Source organism: Halpernia sp. GG3 (assembly GCF_052976925.2).
The window spans coordinates 106,940-122,432 of record NZ_JBRIIR020000009.1; the positions used below are offsets into that span (position 1 = coordinate 106,940).

Sequence of the window (15,493 nt, forward strand, 5' to 3'; positions counted from 1 at the left end):
TCGCTAACTCAAAATTTTGAAGATAAAAATTACTTTAGGCTGGCGATTTCATTTGACAAATCAAGACAATAAATACCTATCTATGAAAAAGATAATGATCGCTGCATATTTGGCACTTGCAACTTGCTATTCTGCACAGGAAATAGAAACGAAACCTGTACAAAGTTATGAGACAAAAGACTATCAAATAAAAAAAGATAAATTTGTCTCAAACCTCTTGTCAAAAATGACGTTAGAAGAAAAATTAGGACAAATGAATCTTCCTACTTCTGGTGATTTTGCAACTGGACAAGCCAAAAGTTCCAATATCGCACAAAAAATAAAAGAAGGTTTGGTTGGTGGATTGTTCAACATTAAAGGGGCAGAAAAAATTATCGCTGTACAAAAAATTGCGGTGGAACAAAGCCGTTTGAAAATTCCTTTAATCTTTGGAATGGATATTATTCACGGTTATGAAACTACTTTTCCAATTCCTCTAGGCCTGGCTTCTTCCTGGGATGTGGACTTAATTCAAAAATCTGCTCAAATTGCTGCGCATGAAGCTGCATCAGATGGAATAAGTTGGACTTTTTCACCAATGGTAGATATTTCTCGGGAACCAAGATGGGGAAGGATTTCTGAAGGTTCTGGTGAAGATCCATATTTGGGAAGTGAAATTGCCAAAGCGATGGTGTTCGGATACCAAGGAAAAAATTTGGCAGCTGATAACACGATTCTAGCTTGTGTCAAACATTTTGCCCTTTATGGCGCGGGAGAAGCAGGACGGGAATACAATACGGTAGACATGAGCAGACTTCGAATGTTCAACGAATATTTTCCACCTTACAAGGCCGCAGTTGATGCAGGAGTTGGGTCTGCAATGGCTTCCTTTAATGAAGTGGATGGAATTCCGGCAACAGGAAGTAAATGGCTTCAAACGGAAGTTTTAAGGAAAATGTGGGGTTTTAAAGGTTTTGTAGTTTCAGATTATACAGGAATCCCGGAAATGACAGAACATGGAATGGGAGATTTTCAGCAAGTTTCTGCGTTGGCACTTAAAGCCGGGGTGGATATGGATATGGTAGGCGATGGTTTTTTAACCACTTTAAAAAAATCTTTGGATGAAGGAAAAGTAACTTTAGCAGAAATAAATTTAGCCACAACTAGAATTTTAAATGCAAAATATGATTTGGGTTTGTTTGATAATCCATACAAATATGGAAATGTAGAATTAGCCGCGAAAGAAGTTTATAGCGTACAAAATATAAAACAAGCGCGAACAACAGCTGCGCAGTCTATGGTTTTATTAAAAAATGACAATCAAATTCTACCACTAAAACCTACTGGAACAATCGCTGTAATTGGACCGTTGGTGAATAATGCGGTGAACATGACGGGAACTTGGAGTGTGGGAGCGAAACAAACCAACTCAGTTTCTATTATGAAAGGTTTAGAAAATAACTTTGGAAGTTCTGTGAAATTTATATCTGCAAAAGGTGCCAATGTGGATTATAGTGAAAAATTAGAATCAATTTATGCGGCTAATGGAAAAATAACAGACAGAGATTCCCGTCCACCAGAAGTCATTTTAGTGGAAGCAGTTGAAGTGGCGAAGAAATCTGATGTTATTATTTTAGAAATTGGTGAATCTTCAGAAATGAGCGGTGAATCTTCTTCCCGAACTGAAATTACCATTCCGCAGTCGCAAGTTGATTTATTAAAAGAACTAAAAAAGCTGGGTAAACCTATTGTGATGGTACTTTTAACTGGAAGACCTTTGGCTTTATCTAATATAAAAGACTTGCCAGACGCTATTTTGAATGTTTGGTTTCCGGGTTCGGAAGCAGGGAATGCAATTTCAGATGTTTTGTTTGGAAAGGTTAATCCATCAGCAAAATTGCCCGTCACTTTCCCCAGAAGTTTAGGTCAAGTTCCAATTTATTACAATCATAAAAATACCGGAAGACCTTTGAGTGAAGAAAAAACGGATAAATGTGAGTTTGAAAGGTATAAATCAAACTATATTGATGAATGCAATACGCCACTTTATCCCTTCGGATTTGGTTTAAGTTATACCAAATTTGATTACTCTGATTTTAAAGTTTCAAACTTAAAACCAAAAGGAAGTACAAAAATTGAAGCGAGTGTTTTATTAACAAATTCCGGGAAATATGATGGAGCAGAAGTAGTGCAACTTTATATTAGAGATTTAGTTGGGAGCGTGACCCGACCAGTAAAGGAACTAAAAGGTTTCCAGAAAATTTATTTAAAAGCTGGTGAAAGTAAAAAAGTGACATTCGCAATTTCACCTGAAGATTTAAAATTTTACAACAGCGATTTAAAATACGATTGGGAAGCTGGGGATTTTGATATTATGATCGGCACTAATTCGCATGATGTAAAAATGGTTAGAATTAATTGGCAGAAATAATATTATGTGTAAAATGCTGAAATTTAAAACTCTGTAAACATTCTAAACCATGATATAGTTTCCAAATAATAAAAATTTCTCAAAAAAAACCGTCCTGACAAAAATGTCAGGACGGTTTTAGTTTTATAAGAAGTGAATCTTATGCTTCTTCAGAAGTGGTTCCTTCAGAAACTTCTGCTTTTTTCGGAGCAGGTGCTGCTTTAGGTTTTTCAACTACTGGTGGCGCATCAGAGATTATTTCAAAGTCATAATCAAATTCCACATCTCTGTGTAATCTTACTTTTGCAGTATACTTACCAGTTCTTTTGATCGTATTTCCAGGAATTTTGATATATTTTTTATCAATACTCACACCTTTTTTAGAAAGTTCTTCAGAAAGATTTGAATTGTTTATTGAGCCAAACAATTTATCACCAGAACCAACTTTAGTTTCGATAATAATATTGATTTTTTTCAATTGCTCAACTATTTTATTAGCATCGCCAACTAATTTTGCTTCCTCTTCTTTTCTAGATTCCAAAGTTTCTGCAAGAGAAGCTCTGTTTTTAGGAGTTGCTAGAAGTGCGTAACCTTGCGGTAACAAAAAGTTTCTTGCGTAGCCAGGCTTTACATCGATTGTATCGAATTCTAAACCTAAGTTTTCTACGTCTTTTTTTAATATAATTTGCATTGTTGTCCTTTTTATTTTAAAAGTTAGGTGTAAGATTACAACCAACAATTTTTTTTGTTAAATATTATTTTAGTAAATCTGCTACGTAAGGCATTAAAGCCAAATGTCTTGCTCTTTTGATTGCAGAAGATACTTTTCTTTGGTATTTCAAAGAAGTTCCTGTATAGCGTCTTGGTAAAATTTTACCTTGCTCATTTACAAATTGTAAAAGGAAATCTGGGTCCTTGTAATCTACATATTTAATACCAAATTTTTCAAATCTGGAATATTTTTTTCCTGATTTTGTATTGATATCAATTGGGGTAAGAAATCTAATTTCAGATTCTCCACCTGCTGCGGCTTGTTGAGCCATATCATCTATTGCCATGTCTTTTTGTTTTTAAGGATTAATAATTAAGCTTTCGCAGATTTTCTTTTTGCTCTTCTGGTTACAGCCCATTCGATAGCATGTTTATCTAATTTTGTCGTCAAATAACGGATTACTCTTTCGTCACGTTTAAAAGCCAATTCCAGATCTGCAACCACAGTTCCTTCGCCTTTAAATTCAACTAAAGTGTAAAATCCATTCTTTTTCAATTGAATTGGATATGCTAATTTCTTAAGTCCCCATTTTTCTTTGGCAACGATTTCGCATTTGTTTGAAGTTAATAGATCTTCAAATTTTTGTACTGCTTCCTCTACCTGCGCTTCAGATAGAACGGGAGTTAAAATGAAAACAGTTTCGTAATTGTTCATAATTGTAAATTAGTTGTTAATAATTTCAAGGTGCAAAAATATGAAATATTATTTAAATAAAAGTAGATTTTAGAGATTAAATGGTGTGATTTCGTTACACTTATTAATATTAATTTTCTTTGGGCAGCTTCATCCGCCCTCCACTCTCAATCTTTTTATTGCTAAAGCTTTACCAACCGCAAAAAAAGGATTTCCGCTCAGGTCGGGCTGCGACATATTCTGTGTTATAATTTCTCTGCAATTAAGTCCCAACTGGGTAATTTATAATTTTCTGATAAAAAAAACCGCCTAATTGGATTATTTGGAAATTAGGTCAGCAATTGTTTTATTATCTAATCGATAAACTGTCCATTCAGCCATTCCTTTGGCACCCAAAGATTCATAAAATTTAATCGCAGGTTCATTCCAGTTTAAAACCGACCATTCCATTCTGCCGCAATTTTTTTCTTTCGCAATTTTAGCTAAATGCAATAGCAATTTTTTACCATAACCTTTTCCGCGACAATCATCTTCCACAAATAAATCTTCCAGATAAAGTCCTGGTTTTCCTAAAAAAGTGGAAAAGTTAAAGAAATACAAAGCAAATCCGACCGGTTTAGAATTTTCTTCCGCAATTACAACTTCGGCAAAGTTGTTTTTAAAAATGTTTTCCTTTAACTGTTCAACACTAGCCACCACATCATTTTCCATTTTTTCATATGTCGCTAACTTTTTAATTAGATCAAAAATCAATACTGTATCAATTTCAGTTGCTTTCCTGATAATAAATTCTGGATTACTCATTTAGTTTATTTTTTAATAGTTCAAAAATATGAATTCAACTTCACATATGTAATGATTTTTAATTTAAATAAAGCCTTTACAATTTTTTTCAACCTTAAATTTTATTAAATTTGCGAGTAATACAATAAACTATGATCACAGAAAAAATTCTTATTACAGGCGCTTTAGGACAGATTGGGACGGAACTCACAAACCGACTTGTAGAAATGCATGGTGCTGAAAATGTGGTCGCTTCTGGTTTAGACAGATGGCAAAAAGATTTAACATCTGCCGGTTATTATGAAAGAATGGATGTTTCTAATACAGAGCTGGTAAGGCAGGTCATTAAAGATTATGAAATTACCACAGTTTATCATTTAGCGTCTTTACTTTCCGGGACTTCAGAAAAACAGCCGCTTTTCGCGTGGAAATTAAACGTAGAACCTTTGCTTAATTTCTGTGAAATGGCAAAAGAAGGATTAATTGCTAAAATTTTCTGGCCCAGTTCAATTGCTGTTTTTGGGACAGGAATTCCGAAAGAAGATGTGGGACAGGATGTGGTTTTAAATCCAACAACAGTTTACGGTATTTCCAAAATGTCCGGAGAAAAATGGTGCGAATATTATTTTGATAAATATGGTGTTGATGTGAGAAGTATCAGATACCCTGGATTAATTTCGTGGAAAACGCCTGCTGGTGGCGGAACGACAGATTATGCGGTAGAAATTTTTTACGAAGCTTTAGAAGAAAAAAAATACACCAGTTACATTACAGAAAATACGGCGATGCCGATGCTTTATATGGACGATGCCATTGACGCTACTTTAAAATTAATGGCAGCACCTAAGGAAAAACTGAGTATTCATACTGCATATAATTTAGGTGGAATGTCTTTTACGCCAAAAGAATTAGCGGCAGAAATTAAAAAAGAAATTCCGGAATTTGAAATTTCATATCAGCCTGATTTTCGCCAAGAAATTGCAGATTCCTGGCCAGCTTCGATTGATGATTCTATTGCCAAAAAAGATTGGGATTTATCTTATACTTTCGGTATTTCTGAAATGACGAAAGACATGATCAAGAATTTAAAAATTAAACTCGGTAAATAGATAAGAATCAGTTTGCTATTTTTTCATTTGTGTAACAGAATAAAAAAACCGGCATAAAGAATACATTGATAATTGTCCGGCCGGACCATTTAGATTATATTCAAAACCATGCGTTCCCCAAGGAATAGTGAGTAAATAATTCTTAACTTTATGCTTGTCAAGTTCTCTTTTTAACGCCACACTTTGCACATGCCAAACGTGGGCATCGTTGCAACCGTGCGCCAGAAATGTTGGCGGAGAATCTTTGGTCACATGAAATAAAGGTGATTCTGCATTATATCTTTCTGGAACTTGTTCTGGCGTTCCACCTAAAAAATCACGTTCCACCTTTTTGGAATCCATTATCCAGGGATTATCAGGGTTTTTATAACTCCAGGGCAAAGCAATTGCGCCGTAAAAACCAGCCACGCCTTTTACACCGTTTTCATGTCCCGTGTACGCCATCGTTAAAACAATTGACGCACCCGCTGATCTTCCTAATAAAACAAAATTTGTGGTGTCAATTTTTAATTCAGTTGCATGAGAACGAAGCCATTTAAAAGCGGAATGCAGATCTTCCTGCTGTGCCGGACTAGGGAATTTTGGCGCAAGTCTGTAGCTAATTGTTGCCACCTGATAGCCAACATTAGCAAAATAATTATTTTCTGCCGCAATTTCGCTGTTATTTCCCTGTTTCCATGAACCTCCATGAACGACTACCAAACACGGACGAATGCCGGGAAGGGCAGAAGGTGTAAAATTTAAAGTGAGATCAACACCTGCGGGTTTTGCAAAAGTGTAAGTTTTAAAAGGAATATTTTTTGCACCATTTCCAGTAAACATTTGAAAAAAACTAAATGGTTTCTTTTGGTGAAAACCCGTCATATCAGAATCTTTTACACCATACGCATTTTCTAGATTTTTGTCTAAACTCCTTCCAACATTATAAGCACGGACTATCGGGGATGTTAAAGTCATAAAAGTAATAACGCTCATTATCAAAGTAAATTTTCTAAATTTTTTAGAATACCAGCTCCAAATAAAAAGTGCTAATGCCACAATCATAAAAATCCACGGAAATTCAGGAACTGCAATCCCTACATACCAAGTGCTTTGGCTAGGAACGGGAAAAAAATTAACAAGAGAAAGTATAAAGAGAATGATGATGAGGATTATGCGTATCATTATTTTGTTTTAAGTTTATGTACGATTTAATTTTGAAAGTAGACTTTGCGCGTTTTTATAAGTTTAAAAATTCCACGATTACTATTATTTTAAAGATGAAATTTTTTATGCGAAAAACGCAACGTAAAATATTTTAATATTAAGAAAATTAACGTCCAAAAGGTTTCTGGTTGGTGCATTTAAGATTATCGCCAGCTGAAACTTGAAAATAAGTACAAAAATAGTTGTAATATTGATATCGGTAATTCGTTTTTTCCAGATCGGTGCCACTTCCACATTCCACGCCGCCATTGATCACGTTTACTGTTGCTCCAAATCCAGGCAATCGCCCATTTTGAACATCGTTTTCTGAAGGTATCCATTTTCCCGTGATAACCTCGTGGCAAGATGGTTTCGGAAATTGCGGCATCATCCAAAACCAAATTGCAGACGCGAAAGAAATCACCGGATCTTGAGATAGCAATTCAGGATTTTTTAATAAAGTGTCTTTTGTTCCAAACCATGCTTCACTGAATTGTCCATAATTATAATTCCAGCTCAACTGTTTAGGACCACGACCAAAATACTTTTTACCAACTGTAGGCGGATAATTAACCTTTGAAAAATCTGTATAATCATCTTGTAAACCGCTTTGTTGTTCTTCTAAAAAATAAAGGCCCCATTTAAAATAACCTCCCGGCGCTTCTGCCCAACCACCGCTTGTTTCTTGTGCAATATTTGCTAAAAATGCCGCCAATTCTCGTTTCTGAGTTTGCGGATCACCTTTTAAAAATTCTGGAAAATAACTTGCTGCTGCTAGAAAGGCCTTGAAAGAATAGAAGTCAACGCAAGTCTTCTCTTTGTTTTTTTTATTAACTCCAAACCTATTGGGAAAAATTTCATTCCATTTTTTTTCATTTAAATAAAGTTTCAATGTATTTTTAACAGATCTGTTTTGAGTCAGTTTTAATGGTTTTTGAAATGGTATCATCGTTTGAGACGATAAATTGACGGACAAACCAAATGCCATTAAAATTAATAATTGTTTCATTTAAAAAAGATATGTGTAAATGGTTTTTGAGTAGTTGTAATTAATTTGTGCTTGATTTATAGTGCAATATTTATCAGAATTTAATATCATAATTATAAAATTTTAGTCAAACATCTAGGTAAATTTATAGTAAAATTTTTAGCCGCAACAACTATTACTTGTTCTTAGTTCAATCATTTCAAGTCTAAATTTATCACTGCGGGTATAGTTAAAAAAATAATATTGTTATCGAGAGGCTAATTTATTGATAAGCTTTTCGGGCATTCTCAGAAGTTCAATAATTAAAAAAAATAAACAGTCCGGAATCAGTAAAAGACTTATCTATTCAGCAAAATCTTAACTTTTGTAAACTGCTCATTTAAAACTTAAAAGCATTTGATGATTTAAATTACTGGATGTTGGCGTGACATAAAAATTATGACTGCCTACAATCTCGAAACCAAATTTTTTATAAAAATTTATTGCTTTCGAATTGCCTGTCCAGGTGTACAACCAAATTGCGATCTGACCGTTATTTTTTGCAAAATCTACATTGTGTTTTAAAAGTTCAAATCCAAGTTTTAAACCCTGGAAATCATTTAGCAAATAAATTCTGTCCAATTTAGCAGCATTTTCTAAATTAATATTTTTGTGTTTAGCATTCAAAATAATTTTTGAAAAACCAACTGCTTTATCTTGATAATAAAGGATATGATAAATATTGTTACTATTGTTTAGTTCACTTTTAATCGCACTGTCGTTATAATTAGCAGCAATATATGCATCAAGGTCTTCCTGAGGACAACTTCCTTTATGCGCATCAGCTACGGAATTTTTGCCGATACTTACAATTACTTTATTATCTTTTTCGCTTGCTTTTATTATTGAAATCATTGTTTATTGATGGTAAAATTTCGTCACTCCGAATATAGTATAAATGCAGCGCCTTAATGAAATCAATTTGATTTTGTTCACCAAAATCTTATTTTCGGTTGTCATTTTTTATTTAATTACTTAAATTAAGCATCATCCACATTTTTACAACATTAAAGTAATTAAAATAGATAAGAAAATTAATTGTGATTATTTAATAGAAACAAAAATTTCCACTTCTGCATCATTCCAATTTTTATTTCGTTCATTATAAATTTCAAAGTCAAAATTATAAGCTCTGCTTGAAAAATATAACTGTTTTAAACTTCTTCTCGTTACCGTAATTATAGTTTGGTAGCATATTACGCTTTAAATGTGAGCATTAGTGTAACGGATGGCGCTAATACTTATAGGTTTTGTTGCATCGTAATTTTTCTAATTTTTGAGATCGTCTTGGTCAATATTATTTATCATTAATATATATTGGCCATTCTGACTTTTCTATCAGTGCTCCTATTGGTTCAGCATAAAGTCCTTTACTTCTAAGAATTGATTCCACTTTTTCAGCAGCCTCTTTTCTGACAGCAATTAATAATCCGCCACTGGTTTGTGGATCACATAAGATATGTCGTCGCCTTTCGTCCTCAATATTAAGCTTATTACCATAGCTGTCCCAGTTTCTTAGAGTTCCTCCAGGGACGCATTTTTTATCAAGATAGCCATGAATTTCTTTAAAAATTGGCACTTTGCTATAGTTAATATTAGCAGATACATTGCTTCCTTCGCACACTTCTAATAAATGACCCATGAGTCCAAATCCAGTTACATCTGTTAAGGCAGTTACTTCTTCCATTTCTGACAGTTCTAAACCTACATCATTTAAAATGGTCATCGAATTAGAAGCAATATTTTGATGTTCATCTTCTAAGACACCTTTCTTCTGTGCCGTAGCTAAAATCCCAACACCCAACGGTTTGGTGAGATAAAGGATACTTCCTGGTTCTGCTTTATCATTGCATTTTAAATTAGAGATCACAACTGACCCTGTAACGGCGAGTCCAAAAATAGGTTCTGGATTATCAATACTGTGACCACCGGCGATTATTATTCCCGCATCAGCGCAGGCTTTTCTACCGCCTTCCATTACTTGAGCGGCCACTTCTGGGGATAATTTATCAATTGGCCAGCCTAAGATTGCTATTGCCATTAATGGTTTTCCGCCCATGGCATATACATCGCTCAATGCATTAGTAGCAGCAATTCTTCCAAAAGTGAAAGGGTCATCTACGATGGGTAAGAAAAAATCAGTCGTACTTATGATTCCTGTTCCATTTCCCATGTCGTACACCGCAGCATCATCTCTAGTATCGTTACCCACCAAAAGGCGAGGGTCTTCTAATTTTGGCGTGGTAGATTTTAATATTGTAGTTAATACTTTTGGTGATAATTTGCATCCGCAACCTGCGCCGTGACTAAAACTTGTTAGTTTTATATCTTCATTCATTTTATTTAATTTAGTAAGTTTATTAAAAACCCTGCGGTTTCTTCAGGATTCACAGTGGGGATTTTAAATTCTAGAATTCTAGAAACTTCTCGTTGTTGTAATCCTTTTAAGTAATATTTGTCGTAATATATCAGCATGATTTCTACCACTTTGTGGTAATTTTTATTTTCGAGTTCCACCAAAGCAAATTTAGCATTGTCGTAACCAAGTCTTTTAGTAATTCGGGTAATTGCATCGGCTAGTTTATCCTGGCTGAGACTTGCATAAGTATCCACAAGATGTGCTACTCTTTCCTGCAGGGGAACATCTAAAAAATAAACAGGCATATCTCTCATTTTTAAATAGAATGCAGTAGGAATTGACACTTGTCCAATTAATCTACTTTCATCTTCAACCCATATTGGTGCGGTAGGATCTAAGCTTTGCATTATCGAAAACAGATTATTTTCAAATTGCTCAGTTGTTGGCTGAGGTGGAAGATCTATCCCTCCAAAAGCGGAACCCCGATGATTGGCCAATCCTTCCAAGTCAACAACTTGTTGCCCCTTCTTTTTTAAAGAATACAGTATTTCAGTTTTGCCAGTACCAGTATAGCCGCCTAGAATTTTAAGATTAAAGGGTTGTTCAAAAAATTGTAATACGTAATTTCTAAAAGCTTTGTATCCTTTTTCAATAAAGTAAACTTTTTCAAAACCATTTTCAATAAGATGATCGGCAAAGGCGTTGCTTCTCATGCCTCCACGCCAACAATGTATTACAACTTCTTTTGTAGGCGCAATTCTAATAGATTTAGTCACAAAATCATTTAGTTTGGGCTTTACATACTCAAACCCAATTTCAATTGCCCGTTCTTTAGACTCTTTTTTATAAGCAGTACCAACAACTGCGCGTTCTTCATCCGTAAATAATTCAAGATTAGTAGCATTTGGAATGTGTCCTTTTGCAAACTCTCCAGGCGACCTCACATCAATAAGTGGGATATGCGCTAAATGCTGAAAGTAAAAGTCTATGGAAATAATTTGTTTCATTACAAATTTTATATAATTTTGAAAGCAACTCTTATTTTAGAACGAGAGTTTCTTAATTTAAATAATTTCGCTCAATAGTTTTAGTATCGATTGAAATATCTGCAAAGATAAAATTATTGGGGCTTCAATTCCGCGTCGTGAAGCAAAAAAAAAGAATAATCTTTTAATTTATATTCTGTCTGATAAAATTTTATAAATAGCGCAACGTTTCGCCGCTTGGCGAGGTTGCGAAGTTCGTAACCGATTATTTTCCGTTAAAGATAAAATTTCTTGCCAAACGTAAACGTGAATTTAGCAGAAAATTCGCAATCTTGCAAAACCGCTGTTGTACCTCGTTATTTATTTGGTCTAACAACAATTTTTATTTTCTTGAATTGGTGGGCAAGCTACACTTCCGTAAGAGCAATAAACACAACAATCACCTTCTTTCGGTTTCAAAACCGTTTTACAAGCCTCGCATTCGTAGAAAAATTGACAAGCGTTTGTTGGCATATCTTCTACTTTTTTATGTCCGCAGTTTGGACAAGTGATTTCTGATTTTAAATGAATTTCCATTAGTTTTCTTTTTTGTCGGTTACTTTATAACCTGTTGAGTTAATTGCCTTCTCGATTTCCGTTTCGTTCGTTTTGGATTTGTCAAATTCTATGATTGCATTTCCATTTTCGTAGGATGCTTTTGAGTTTACAATTCCGTTGAGTTTATTTATTTCGCGATTTACGTGTTCCCCGCAACTCACACAAGTCATTCCACTAATTTTAAATTCAGTTGATTTAATGTCCGATTTGTCAACTACTATTATTTGCTTTTCTGTGTTTGGGTAAAAAATTCCTGAATAGTATGGAAAAGCCAACATTACAATTGCAAATACAGTTACAATTCCTAAAAACTTTTTTGACTGAATAAATTTCGGTTTTTCGTTCGTCTCACATTCACAGTCAATTTCTTTTTGAGGTTTTAGTTTTTGATACCAAGCAAAAACAAGAACTAAAATTGTTAGTCCAATTAGGTAAGGTCTAAAAGGTTCTATCCAAGAAAATGTTGAAGCAATTCCGCTTGTTCCAGCGATTAGAGCCAAAACTGGTGTAATACAGCATAATGAAGCCGTAATTGCAGTAAATAAACCTGCACCAATTATTTTGTTTTCACTTTTCATACCGTTTCTAAAATTTTGTTTTTATCAAGTATTTCAAAAAATGGATTCAGCATTTTTTTATATTCTGCTGTGAGTGAGTAAAAAACCGTTTGAGCTTCTCTATCTGTTTCTAATAGATTTCTGTCTTTCATTTTTCTTAAGTGTTGAGAAATAGCAGAAATATTCATTCCGAGAATATCGCTTAAATCACAAACGCAAAGTCTTTTTTCATCAAAAAGTAGGTAAAGTATTTTCAGTCGCACACTATTTCCGACTAATGAAAGTCCATTTGCTAAATAGTCAAACGATTCGTTTAGTTCCGAAACTGTGTATTTGCAACGATTTATTTGTTCGATATCGGCTTGTTGTCTTATACAAGATTTATTTTCCATAATGCAAAATTACATTTATTTCTTATTTAAGCAAATACTTTAATACATAATATTATATTTATTTATTGACGCGGTTTTTATAATGAGGTACAAGGAAAAGGGATTGGCGTTGTTAGGATATTTGAAAAACGTCTGCCGACAACTGAAGCCCAATGTTGTTTTAAAAGTTGAAGATAAAAACAAAAAAGCCAAATAGCATTCCGTCAAACCGAAACCGAACCTGATAGCGAACCTAAGCCGAAGTTATCAACGTCCCGCCCCAATAACGCCAAATCCCTTGTTAGCGGCTGGTTTTTTTTCGTTATTTACTGTCATGCTACATATTCATTATGGGTACAAGTCCATGCTTTTTAAAAACTAATTTCATTTTCAAAATGTCAGGTGGTCCGCCTGCATTCACAATTTCCGCAACCTCCTTGAAATATTCAGGTCCAATTAATCCGGGGGTTGATACAGCTAATGCTTTGGCATCTAGTTCGTTTGAATTTTTGAATCCATGAACTATTCCTCGTGGAATAAAATAAGTTTGTCCTGGTAATATGTCTATAGCTTTTCCATCTATAATAAAGCTCATAGTACCTTCAAGTCCATAGATAACTTCGTCAAAGCTTTCGTGATAATGAGGCAATGGAACCTTGGCACCATTTGGTACTAAAAACTCAAACATTGTTAAATGTCCATTTGTGTCTGAGGCTTCAAGCAGAAATTTGATTTCTAGTTGTCCTATCTTAATTATTTCTTTGTTATTGGTCATAAACTTAGATTTTATTAATTGTTTTATAAAGGTTAATTGAGTTGTCCGTCAAACTTGCTGGTAACGATAGGGCTTGGCGTTGGGGGAAATTAAGAATTCCTTCTTCCCATAACTGAAGCCTAATTGAAAAACTAATGATGAAGTTAAAAACTAAAAGCCAAATTGAAAAACGTCCTACCCGGACTGAAGTGCAACAGCAATAAAATGCTGAAGTTCCAACGTTCTGCTCCAATAAAGCCAAACCTAATTGTTGGCTGCTGTCGTTTTTCTCGTTAAGTTGCTTTTTTGTCATTTACTCCCATAATTAATAGCCATAAACAAGTACCTATTTCGCCAAGGCTTGCAGGCAAACTTACGTATGATGAAATTCCAATTTTAGAATAAGTTGGAATTAGAGTGTGTCCTACGAAATTTATTAGATAACCAAAACAGCCAAGCATTAATAATACACCTAAAATTTTAGGTAAAAATCCTGATTTGAAAACTAAATATCCAAACGGAAATAACCAAAGTCCTGAAAATATGTGAACAATTCGCATACCATTGTCATAGTGGTCAAGATATAGTATAACCTGTGATTGAATTTGTTCTGCCGAAAAGCCAAAATGGTTGTTTGTACTATTCACAAGCGAAAGAACGGTAAATTCATTTTGAACATTTAAGAAAAATATGGGTACACTCAAAACCGCTAAGAGAACCATAAGTTTTGCAAAATTTTCATTGACAGATTTTAATAATTTGTAAAGTACAAGTGGTAAGAAAAGAAAGAAAATATAACATAATAACCCACTAACAATGCCAAGTCTGAAAAGTGATTCACAAGAAGTAATATTCTGATAAGTTAATGATGCGTTGTCCGACACAATAAGTTTGGAAGGAACATACATTAAACTAAAAATTCCTGTCAATACCACCCCTAAATATAAAAGTCCTGCAATTCGTGCTATTTTTTTATTTGAAAATTCTGTCGTCATAATTGGGTTATTATTTATCAATTAATTTTTTGTCCATTTCCAAGCAAACCATACGATTAATGAAGTAATACAACTTTCTACTATTGCTAAAAACACATAAAAAATTCGCCAAGGTGTAATTGAAGTCAATGCAATCAATATCATAATTGCTGTATAAAATAATCCAAGAATAATATTCAGCCTTCTATTTACAGATGATTTCAAAATTATAGACAAAAAAACCATTAATGCAGGAATAACTAAAAGTAAGGATGCCGCAAATAATTTCATTGGAGTGTCTAACATATTTACGCCATTAACAAGTCCTTGTGTTTTTTGAGGAACATACAACTCAAAATAGTCGCCATATAAATAACAAAGTGTTACAGATGTCCAAAGAAGGGAAAGTTTAATTTTTACATTTATTTTGAAATCTTCAAAACCACTTGTGCTTGTCTTATTTGAGTCCATAGTTTAATTGCGTATTACGTTTGGTGTTTGAAAATGTTACAAAAGAAATAAATATTCATTGTTCAATGTCAGTTAGGAAATGTTCTGCGGTAGTTTTGCATATAACGTTTTAGGGCTTTGCGATGTTGCGAAATTCGTAACCGATTATTTTCTGTTAAAGATAAAATTAATTGCGAAACGTAAATGTGAATTTACCACAAAATTCGCAATCTTGCAAAACCGCTGTTACCAGCAGTATTTTAGAGTTTATTTGCTCTTTCAGCGATTTCTTTATAATATTTGTTGTCAAATTCGATTTGGTTTTGTGATTTTCCTATAATATTTTTTCTATTTATAGTATTTACGTAATAACTTAGCCAACTTTCGTTCAGATTCTTGTCAAAGTAACTTTTAGTCCAATTCTGATTATCAACGGATACAAGTTCAACAGATTGAATTAAATTAGTGATTATTTCTGAAAGCATTATTTCTACGATTTTTGGTAATATTGCTACCAATGTTTTCGGGCTTGGCAAAGGTTGGGATT

At 33.8% G+C, this 15,493-nt stretch carries 19 protein-coding genes; 2 read left to right on the forward strand and 17 right to left on the reverse strand.

Translation table 11 applies throughout. The features are described from left to right. Positions 1-82: 82 nt before the first annotated feature. Positions 83-2,410, forward strand: coding sequence for a beta-glucosidase BglX (gene bglX / locus ACVBED_RS03900; protein ID WP_473094537.1), 2,328 nt, complete (start codon positions 83-85; stop codon positions 2,408-2,410). 139 nt (positions 2,411-2,549) lie between these two features. Here bglX and rplI read toward each other — a convergent pair whose 3' ends face one another. The 4 genes from rplI to ACVBED_RS03920 all read right to left on the reverse strand — a co-directional run bounded on the left by rplI (position 2,550) and on the right by ACVBED_RS03920 (position 4,598). Next, the gene (gene rplI / locus ACVBED_RS03905; protein ID WP_447119629.1) at positions 2,550-3,080 is read right to left on the reverse strand and encodes a 50S ribosomal protein L9; all 531 of its coding nucleotides are present in this window, start codon (positions 3,078-3,080) and stop codon (positions 2,550-2,552) included. Between the two features lie 64 nt (positions 3,081-3,144). Next, on the reverse strand, positions 3,145-3,447 hold the full coding sequence (gene rpsR, locus ACVBED_RS03910) for a 30S ribosomal protein S18 (protein WP_090078945.1): 303 nt from the start codon (positions 3,445-3,447) through the stop codon (positions 3,145-3,147). A 26-nt stretch (positions 3,448-3,473) separates the two neighbouring features. Next, complete coding sequence (gene rpsF, locus ACVBED_RS03915) at positions 3,474-3,815, reverse strand: 30S ribosomal protein S6 (protein ID WP_447119632.1); 342 nt, start codon at positions 3,813-3,815, stop codon at positions 3,474-3,476. Between the two features lie 297 nt (positions 3,816-4,112). After that, positions 4,113-4,598: a GNAT family N-acetyltransferase gene (locus ACVBED_RS03920; protein WP_447119634.1), complete on the reverse strand. Its 486-nt coding sequence runs from the start codon at positions 4,596-4,598 to the stop codon at positions 4,113-4,115. A 131-nt stretch (positions 4,599-4,729) separates the two neighbouring features. Here ACVBED_RS03920 and ACVBED_RS03925 point away from each other — a divergent pair, with 131 nt between their 5' ends. Then, a complete protein-coding gene (locus tag ACVBED_RS03925; protein WP_447119636.1) occupies positions 4,730-5,686 on the forward strand; it encodes an NAD-dependent epimerase/dehydratase family protein in 957 nt (318 codons plus the stop codon). A gap of 15 nt (positions 5,687-5,701) precedes the next feature. On the opposite strand, the gene ACVBED_RS03930 is transcribed toward ACVBED_RS03925, so the two are convergent. The 13 genes from ACVBED_RS03930 to ACVBED_RS03990 form a co-directional block, all read right to left on the reverse strand. Further along, complete coding sequence (locus ACVBED_RS03930) at positions 5,702-6,850, reverse strand: alpha/beta hydrolase fold domain-containing protein (protein WP_447119638.1); 1,149 nt, start codon at positions 6,848-6,850, stop codon at positions 5,702-5,704. 148 nt (positions 6,851-6,998) lie between these two features. Then, the gene (locus tag ACVBED_RS03935; RefSeq protein WP_447119640.1) at positions 6,999-7,880 is read right to left on the reverse strand and encodes a chitinase; all 882 of its coding nucleotides are present in this window, start codon (positions 7,878-7,880) and stop codon (positions 6,999-7,001) included. A gap of 354 nt (positions 7,881-8,234) precedes the next feature. Beyond that, the gene (locus ACVBED_RS03940; protein ID WP_447119642.1) at positions 8,235-8,753 is read right to left on the reverse strand and encodes a GNAT family N-acetyltransferase; all 519 of its coding nucleotides are present in this window, start codon (positions 8,751-8,753) and stop codon (positions 8,235-8,237) included. Between the two features lie 442 nt (positions 8,754-9,195). Next, complete coding sequence (gene selD / locus ACVBED_RS03945) at positions 9,196-10,236, reverse strand: selenide, water dikinase SelD (protein WP_447119644.1); 1,041 nt, start codon at positions 10,234-10,236, stop codon at positions 9,196-9,198. 5 nt (positions 10,237-10,241) lie between these two features. Then, positions 10,242-11,264: a tRNA 2-selenouridine(34) synthase MnmH gene (mnmH, locus tag ACVBED_RS03950; RefSeq protein ID WP_473094538.1), complete on the reverse strand. Its 1,023-nt coding sequence runs from the start codon at positions 11,262-11,264 to the stop codon at positions 10,242-10,244. 348 nt (positions 11,265-11,612) lie between these two features. After that, the gene (locus tag ACVBED_RS03955) at positions 11,613-11,819 is read right to left on the reverse strand and encodes a GDCCVxC domain-containing (seleno)protein (RefSeq protein WP_447119648.1); all 207 of its coding nucleotides are present in this window, start codon (positions 11,817-11,819) and stop codon (positions 11,613-11,615) included. Beyond that, entirely contained in the window at positions 11,819-12,418 is a 600-nt protein-coding gene (gene merTP / locus ACVBED_RS03960; protein ID WP_447119650.1) for a mercuric transport protein MerTP, read from the reverse strand. Before merTP ends, ACVBED_RS03955 begins: the two co-directional genes overlap by 1 nt. After that, positions 12,415-12,789, reverse strand: a complete 375-nt coding sequence (locus ACVBED_RS03965) for an ArsR/SmtB family transcription factor (RefSeq protein WP_447119652.1) — start codon at positions 12,787-12,789, stop codon at positions 12,415-12,417. The genes merTP and ACVBED_RS03965 overlap by 4 nt, the downstream gene beginning before the upstream one ends. Before the next feature lie 316 nt (positions 12,790-13,105). After that, on the reverse strand, positions 13,106-13,543 hold the full coding sequence (locus ACVBED_RS03970; protein WP_447119654.1) for a cupin domain-containing protein: 438 nt from the start codon (positions 13,541-13,543) through the stop codon (positions 13,106-13,108). 4 nt (positions 13,544-13,547) lie between these two features. Continuing rightward, complete coding sequence (locus ACVBED_RS03975) at positions 13,548-13,835, reverse strand: hypothetical protein (RefSeq protein ID WP_447119656.1); 288 nt, start codon at positions 13,833-13,835, stop codon at positions 13,548-13,550. Further along, positions 13,816-14,517, reverse strand: a complete 702-nt coding sequence (locus ACVBED_RS03980) for a DUF4386 domain-containing protein (RefSeq protein WP_447119657.1) — start codon at positions 14,515-14,517, stop codon at positions 13,816-13,818. Before ACVBED_RS03980 ends, ACVBED_RS03975 begins: the two co-directional genes overlap by 20 nt. Positions 14,518-14,538: 21 nt before the next feature. Then, on the reverse strand, positions 14,539-14,967 hold the full coding sequence (locus ACVBED_RS03985; protein WP_447119659.1) for a DUF6326 family protein: 429 nt from the start codon (positions 14,965-14,967) through the stop codon (positions 14,539-14,541). Positions 14,968-15,206: 239 nt separating this feature from the next. Then, on the reverse strand, positions 15,207-15,464 hold the full coding sequence (locus ACVBED_RS03990; RefSeq protein WP_447119661.1) for a hypothetical protein: 258 nt from the start codon (positions 15,462-15,464) through the stop codon (positions 15,207-15,209). Positions 15,465-15,493 lie beyond the last annotated feature (29 nt).